The organism is Spirillospora sp. NPDC049652, from assembly GCF_040675125.1.
In the GTDB taxonomy this organism is placed as follows: Bacteria; Actinomycetota; Actinomycetes; order Streptosporangiales; family Streptosporangiaceae; genus Spirillospora.
In genome coordinates this window covers 1-5698 of record NZ_JBFAOF010000432.1, presented here as the reverse complement: position 1 = coordinate 5698, position 5698 = coordinate 1, and the positions used below count along the sequence as shown (strand labels likewise).

8 protein-coding genes and 1 pseudogene are annotated in these 5698 nt (G+C 73.5%); 3 read left to right on the top strand and 6 right to left on the bottom strand.

What is annotated here, in order from left to right; translation table 11 throughout:
* Window positions 1-255 (top strand): annotated as a pseudogene (locus AB0J52_RS24325) (FAD-dependent oxidoreductase); the annotation flags it as partial.
* Window positions 256-320: 65 nt separating this feature from the next.
* Here AB0J52_RS24325 and AB0J52_RS24320 read toward each other — a convergent pair.
* The 6 genes from AB0J52_RS24320 to AB0J52_RS24295 form a co-directional block, all read right to left on the bottom strand.
* Complete coding sequence (locus tag AB0J52_RS24320) at window positions 321-707, bottom strand: hypothetical protein (RefSeq protein WP_500184405.1); 387 nt, start codon at window positions 705-707, stop codon at window positions 321-323.
* 211 nt (window positions 708-918) lie between these two features.
* On the bottom strand, window positions 919-1596 hold the full coding sequence (locus AB0J52_RS24315; protein WP_500184404.1) for a hypothetical protein: 678 nt from the start codon (window positions 1594-1596) through the stop codon (window positions 919-921).
* Between the two features lie 96 nt (window positions 1597-1692).
* Window positions 1693-2139: a hypothetical protein gene (locus AB0J52_RS24310; protein ID WP_500184403.1), complete on the bottom strand. Its 447-nt coding sequence runs from the start codon at window positions 2137-2139 to the stop codon at window positions 1693-1695.
* Window positions 2140-2755: 616 nt separating this feature from the next.
* Window positions 2756-3013: a hypothetical protein gene (locus AB0J52_RS24305; protein WP_500184402.1), complete on the bottom strand. Its 258-nt coding sequence runs from the start codon at window positions 3011-3013 to the stop codon at window positions 2756-2758.
* Between the two features lie 87 nt (window positions 3014-3100).
* Window positions 3101-3286 (bottom strand): hypothetical protein, encoded by a 186-nt coding sequence (locus tag AB0J52_RS24300; RefSeq protein ID WP_500184400.1) that lies wholly within the window; start codon window positions 3284-3286, stop codon window positions 3101-3103.
* A 20-nt stretch (window positions 3287-3306) separates the two neighbouring features.
* A complete protein-coding gene (locus AB0J52_RS24295) occupies window positions 3307-3555 on the bottom strand; it encodes a hypothetical protein (RefSeq protein ID WP_500184399.1) in 249 nt (82 codons plus the stop codon).
* Between the two features lie 568 nt (window positions 3556-4123).
* Here AB0J52_RS24295 and AB0J52_RS24290 point away from each other — a divergent pair.
* Both AB0J52_RS24290 and AB0J52_RS24285 read left to right on the top strand, forming a co-directional pair.
* Window positions 4124-4780 carry a hypothetical protein gene (locus tag AB0J52_RS24290; RefSeq protein ID WP_500184397.1) on the top strand — a complete coding sequence of 219 codons (657 nt, stop codon included), beginning with the start codon at window positions 4124-4126 and terminating at the stop codon, window positions 4778-4780.
* 187 nt (window positions 4781-4967) lie between these two features.
* The gene (locus AB0J52_RS24285) at window positions 4968-5567 is read left to right on the top strand and encodes a class E sortase (protein WP_500184395.1); all 600 of its coding nucleotides are present in this window, start codon (window positions 4968-4970) and stop codon (window positions 5565-5567) included.
* Window positions 5568-5698 lie beyond the last annotated feature (131 nt).

The window sequence follows — 5698 nt, the reverse complement described above, 5'->3', positions numbered from 1 at the left end:
GACCACGTCCTGGCCGCCACCGGCTTCAGCGCGGACGTCGACCGGGTCGGCATCCTCTCGCCGGAGCTGCGCCGCGAGGTGGCCCGCATCGGCCGCGCGCCCAGGCTGGACGCGGGTTTCGAGTCCACCGCCCCCGGGCTGTTCTTCACCGGCCTCGCGTCCGCCGCGAGCTTCGGGCCGGTCATGCGGTTCGTGCACGGCGCCGACTTCTGCGCCCGCCGGATCGCCCGGCGGCTGTGCCCGCCCGGGCGTTGACCCGTGCGGCGCGGCCGGAGGACGCGGTGAGGCGACCGGCCCGGCCGCCCCGCGGCCGCACCCGTTCAGCTGTTGACGCGGCGGACCCAGCGCAGGGCGTCACGGTCCCACTGGGCGTCGGTGCTGAGCCGGTCGAGGTCGGGGACCGCGCCGGGCGTGCCCGCCGGGACCTGGATCCAGCCCTGGCCCTGGTAGTCCCAGCCGTGTTCGGGACCGGGGCCGTCCCAGCAGGCCCACCAGCCGAACTCCGCGGCCTCGGCCTCGCCGGGCCACCGCCCCGTCCACGCGTCGCCGCCGCAGGCGTGGTCCAGTTCGAGGTCGGCGCGGTGCCGGGACCCGCAGGAGAGACGCCGCCCGCCGGTGTACAGGCAGCGGGCGACCGCGCAGCCCTCGGTGTGTGGATGGGCGACCGGGGCCCCGCAGTCCGGGCAGCAGGGGTTCAGCGTGCTCACTTGTCCTCCTCGGGCGGAGCAACGGCGGGCGCTGCGCGCGGGCGGACGCCGGTCGCACCGGCGGGTCCGCTCGCGTCGTCCACCGAATAGTGGCCTGCGGCGCGGGCGACACTCCCGAACGCCGCCGACGCCGGAGGCGGTGGCCAGTGATTTGTATCCGCGCTGGTAGGTGCACCTCTCCCTGCCGTACGGGCGCGCGTCCCGGCGCCGGTCAGCTCCCCGGGACCGGTGGCAGGTCGGCGTGGGTGACGGTGAACCCGCCCCTGGTCACGGGGGCGAACGGGGCGGGCGCCATGGCCGTGCCGACCGTGGTCTCGTCGCTCCAGGCCCCGTCGCCGCCCTTGCTCATGTTCACCAGCTCCCACGAGTAGCCGAGCCGGTCGCGGGAGTGTCCGGGCGCGTCCTTCCCGGCGTCGTACACGCTGAAGCCGAGCCTCCTGCCGACCCACGGCGGACCGCCGGGGCTGGTCGAGGTGACGACCGCCGTCACCGACGCGTACCCCGGCGCGGTGACCAGGGAGTCGACGGCGGCCCGCGCCGTGAAGGTGACCTTCTGCCCCCGCACGACCGACGAGTGCGAGACGGTGACGGTGCCGGTGGCGTCGGCCGGCGAGCCGGGCAGGCCGGGCCGCCCGGCCGTGCCGGGAAGCGGCCGGGTGTACGGCGCGGCGTGCGCGTCGATCGTGAAGGCGCGGACGTCGTCGTCGCGCTGGTAGGTGCGGCGGATCTCCGCCGAGCCGACCAGGCTCGCGGCCTGGTGCCGGTGCGGCGCGGACGGGCTGTGCGTCGTGCCGCCGCCGTCGGCGGAGGCCGTGGCGGTGGTGGCGACGGCGGCGGTGCCCGCCGCCGCGGCGGCGAGGGCGAGCACGGCGATGTTCCTGGCGTTCATGGGCGTGGTCCGTTCTGTGCGCACCGGTTCGGTGATCGGGAACGGGCACCACCCTGCCGACTCACGCCGGGACGCCGACTCCCCCGGCGGAGGGGATCACCGCGTCGCGGGTCCCCCGGAGGGGTGAGCCGCCGCCATGGTGTTGATGATGACGATCGCCGCCTCGAACACCTCGTGCGCGGGCGCGATGGGGCCGAACTCCCAGACGAAGCCGCACGAGGTGTCGGTGGACGAGGGGGAGCAGCAGCCCGGCGGCTCGTCGTCGAAGAACTGGTCGCCGAAGAGCGGGTCGCCGAGGAGTTCGGCGGCGAGGCTCGCGGTCCGGGGCGTCCGCTCGCACCACACGGTCCGCCTCATCCGGACGGCCTCGGGACGGCAGATGCTGAGGTAGGGCGGGCCGTCGGCCGGGACCTGGAGACTGCATCGAAGCCCGGACAGCTTCAACACGACGACCTGCAGTTCTTCCAGGTGGCGGGTCTCGCCGGTGGCGGACGGCCCGCCGCCGTCCGGTCGGTACACGGACGGGTCCGGCGCGGCGGTCATGGGCCCTCCGCCGACCCGGCTCGGCGCCGCCGCCCGGGCCGCAGTCCGCGTCGAGGCGGCTGTGGACGCGGGTGCCGGCGTGCGGGCCGCTCGCGGGGCGGGCGCCGGACGATGGAACCAGTCGGAAATCCAGGACATGGATCGAATCCCCCCTGTCGTGCTCGTCGGCCCTGGCGACGCCCTCGCGAGGCGTTCGCCGGTCGCGGTCGCGGCATGGACGCGACATGGTCGCGGCAGGACGCGGCAAGGACGCGGCGTGAAGGTGGCAGGGACGCCCCGGGCCGCTCCGCCGATGCGAGGACGAAGCGGGCCGGACGGCGCGCTCGGGGCCGACGCGGACGAGTCGTGATTCGCCCGCCCGGAGAAGGCGGCGGGCATGGACGGTGAAATCGCGAACCGATGGTGAAGTCCGGAACCGGGGGAAGAATCGGCCACGTCCGCCGAAGCGGGCGGAAAGTGGCCGCGGTCCGTTCTCGTGGATCTGTACTGGAAAAGATCTGCATCGGAAGAGATGCGTTAGCACCTGCCTCCGCGGGTTTTTGGACGTGCCTTCACATCGTAGGCGAACCGTGACCGGCGCGAGCGGCTATGTGAAAAAACAGCCCGCGAGGGTGTCCTATTCGTTCTCCGAGGCGGCGTCGGGAGGCCGGGGTCTGCGCCGGAGGCGTTCGGCGGCGGCGACGAATCCGCCGACGGTGGCGGTGGCGAGAACGGTCAGCCAGCGCTCGGCCGTGGTCGGCGGTGCGACGGGCAGGAGATACCAGAGGGAAAGGGCGAGAAGGGCGGCGAGCAGCCCGCCGAGGGCTCCTTCGCCGACAGCGCACCAGAGCGTCCTGCTCTGGTCGCGTCCGCCCGGTTGGTCGGGGCGGCCCATGGATTGACTCATCCTCGCCTGCCCGGGGGGAGCCAGAGTGCTGATGACCGGGGGCGGAGGAAACGGGTGCTGCGGAAAACGGGTGCTTCAGAAGAGGGACATCGAGGCGGACCGTCGGACGACCGCCGCGGGGACGGCGCGCGGGCTCGGTGGAGAGGACGCGCCGGTGAGGGCCGTGCGGGTGAGAGACGTGCCGGTGAGAGCAGTGCCGGTGAGAGCGGTGCCGGGCGAGACGGCGAGGGTGCGGACCAGGCCGGGCGGCCCCGTTCGCACCCTCGCCTCCAAGACGCCCGTTACCGTCGGCTGACCTTGATCTTCTGGAGCTCCCCACCGTTCACGCAGTCGCCGTGCTCGTCTTCGATGCCCAGGAGGTTGTGGATGGCGGCGCCGAGGCCGGCGACATCCACGGAGCGGCAGGTCTGGATACCGATGACCTGGAAGTTGCGCGGCGTCGGCTTCTCGCCCGCCATGGCGGGCGTGGACATCAGGGCCAGCAGCCCCACGCCGCCGAGGAGGGCCGCAGCAGCCTGTCGCTTCCGCATGAGTTCTCCATTCAACTGTCGTTGCGTCGCCGCCGACGCGAGCCGCGCCACAGCGTCCGACCATCGCACCCCACAGCCTCGCCTCGGGTCAGGCGAGACAAACGTGTTTTGCAAAATCCTTGCCTGTTGCGGGAATGCCCTTCAGCTGAGTCGGGCATTTCCGACTGTCCGGCAAAAGAAGTGACGCCCGGGAAGGGGCTTATCACATGACTTGTTAACGTCCGGTGTTGATCAAGGAAACCGTGTTCTCCGGCGGCACCGATTGTTTAGCGCATCGGCGAGTTGGCCCCCGGCGCGACACTCCGGCTGACACAATGTGCGTGCCAGTGAGGCGAGTTCCGGTGCCACGGTTCCCCCGCGCTGGACGAAGAATGCGCGACTCGGGGATTCCGGTGCCGAGGTCCCGCGACAACGCGGCCGCAAGGACGCCCGGGCCCCGGTCCGCCGCGGCGCGCCGCCGTCCGCGGACACCGAACCCAACAAGCGATGGTCGCCCGTTTCCGTCCGTTCTCTCCGCATGGCAGGGCGGTGGGCGACGCGTTCCGCCGAAAACGCAAAGGAGCACAACATGCGCAACTGGGCCAAGCACGTGAGCCGCGCCGCGCTCGTCGCGGGCGGCCTGACGGCGATGGGGATGGGGCCGTCCTGCGGCTCCGCCCTCGCCGGCACCGTCCCCGCCGCGCCGCACCGGGTCTGCGGCCACACCGACTGCCACGGTCCCGTGCCGGTCCCGCACATGCCGGGGCGGCCCGCCGACCATGCCGGTCACGCCGGCCACGAGGGCCAGGCCGACTACGCGTACGCCGACCACCTCGGGCGCCCGCACTCCGAGTTCCCGCGCCCGTACCACCCGATGCCCTTCCACCCCCGTCCGTACTACTCGCACTCCTACCACCCGTCGCACGCCTACCCGCGTCCCTTCCACTCGCGCCCGCACTTCCCGCGCACCGAGCACGCGCGCCCGGGCGTCGAGGCCCTGCCCTCGACCCTGCGCCTCGCCGCCGCTCGGGCCGACGCGCCCACCGACATCCGGCCGGGCGGCCAGGTCAACGCGGAGCAGATGTCGCCGATGGCCAAGTCCCTGCGCAAGCTGATCCGGTCCGCGGGCATCCCGGTTCCGGGCCCCGACTCGGGTCCGAACGACCCGCAGGTGCCGCCGCGGCTGCCGATCGAGGGCCTGCCGCTGAGCGTCGCCGGCAAGAAGATCCCTTTCCTCGGTGACTGAGCGGGCCGGGCGTCCGGACGGCGCCCGGTTCCGTTCCGTCTTCTGACAGCGCACCGCCCGGCCGGGCTCCCACTCCTTGCAGCCCGGCCCGGCGGTGCGTTGCCGCCTGCGGCCGGAGGCGTCCGGCCGCAGGTCGCGCGACGCCGGGACGCCGGTCCCCGCGAACAGCACCCGCTAGGAGGAGAGCGTGCAGCTCAGACAGCTTCTCGCCGGCGCGACGGCCGGTCTCACCGGCTGGGCCGGCCTCGCCGGGCCCGTCCATGCCGCGCAGATCCCGGACCGTCCCGGACCGGCGGCGCGCCACGGCGCCAGGCCGTACCCGCGTGGCGGAGGGCCGTCCCGGCACATCGGACGGGCTTTCCGTAAGGGGCGTGTCCAGGAGCCGGTGAGGCTGATCGTTCCGAAGCTGGGGATCGACGGCCGCGTCCGCGAGGGCGTCTCGGACCAGGTCCTCCACCAGGGCATCGGCCACTACCCGGGCACCGCCGCGCCCGGCCGGATCGGCAACGCCGTCTACCTGGGCCATCGCACGACCGGGGCCAAGCCGTTCGCCGAGCTGGAGCGGATGGCGGAGGGCGACGCGGTGGTGCTGGTCGCGGGCAGGCGGCACTACACCTACCGGGTGACCGGGACGAAGATCATCCTGCCGTCGGAGACGAAGGTGGTCGCGCCCGTCCCCATGCACCCCGGACGCCGTCCGACCGAGCGCTGGGCGACGCTCATCACCTGCTATCCGCGCTGGTCCGACAGCCACCGGTTCGTGGTCTTCGCCCGGCTGGCCCGCTGACCCGCCCGTCACCAGAGGAGTTCACATGACTTCGAGCAGCAAGCGCGCGGTGGTAGTCGGCCGCGCCGCAGGGGTACTCGGCCGCGCCGCAGGGGTACTCGGCCGCGCCGCGGCGGTCACAGCGATCGGGG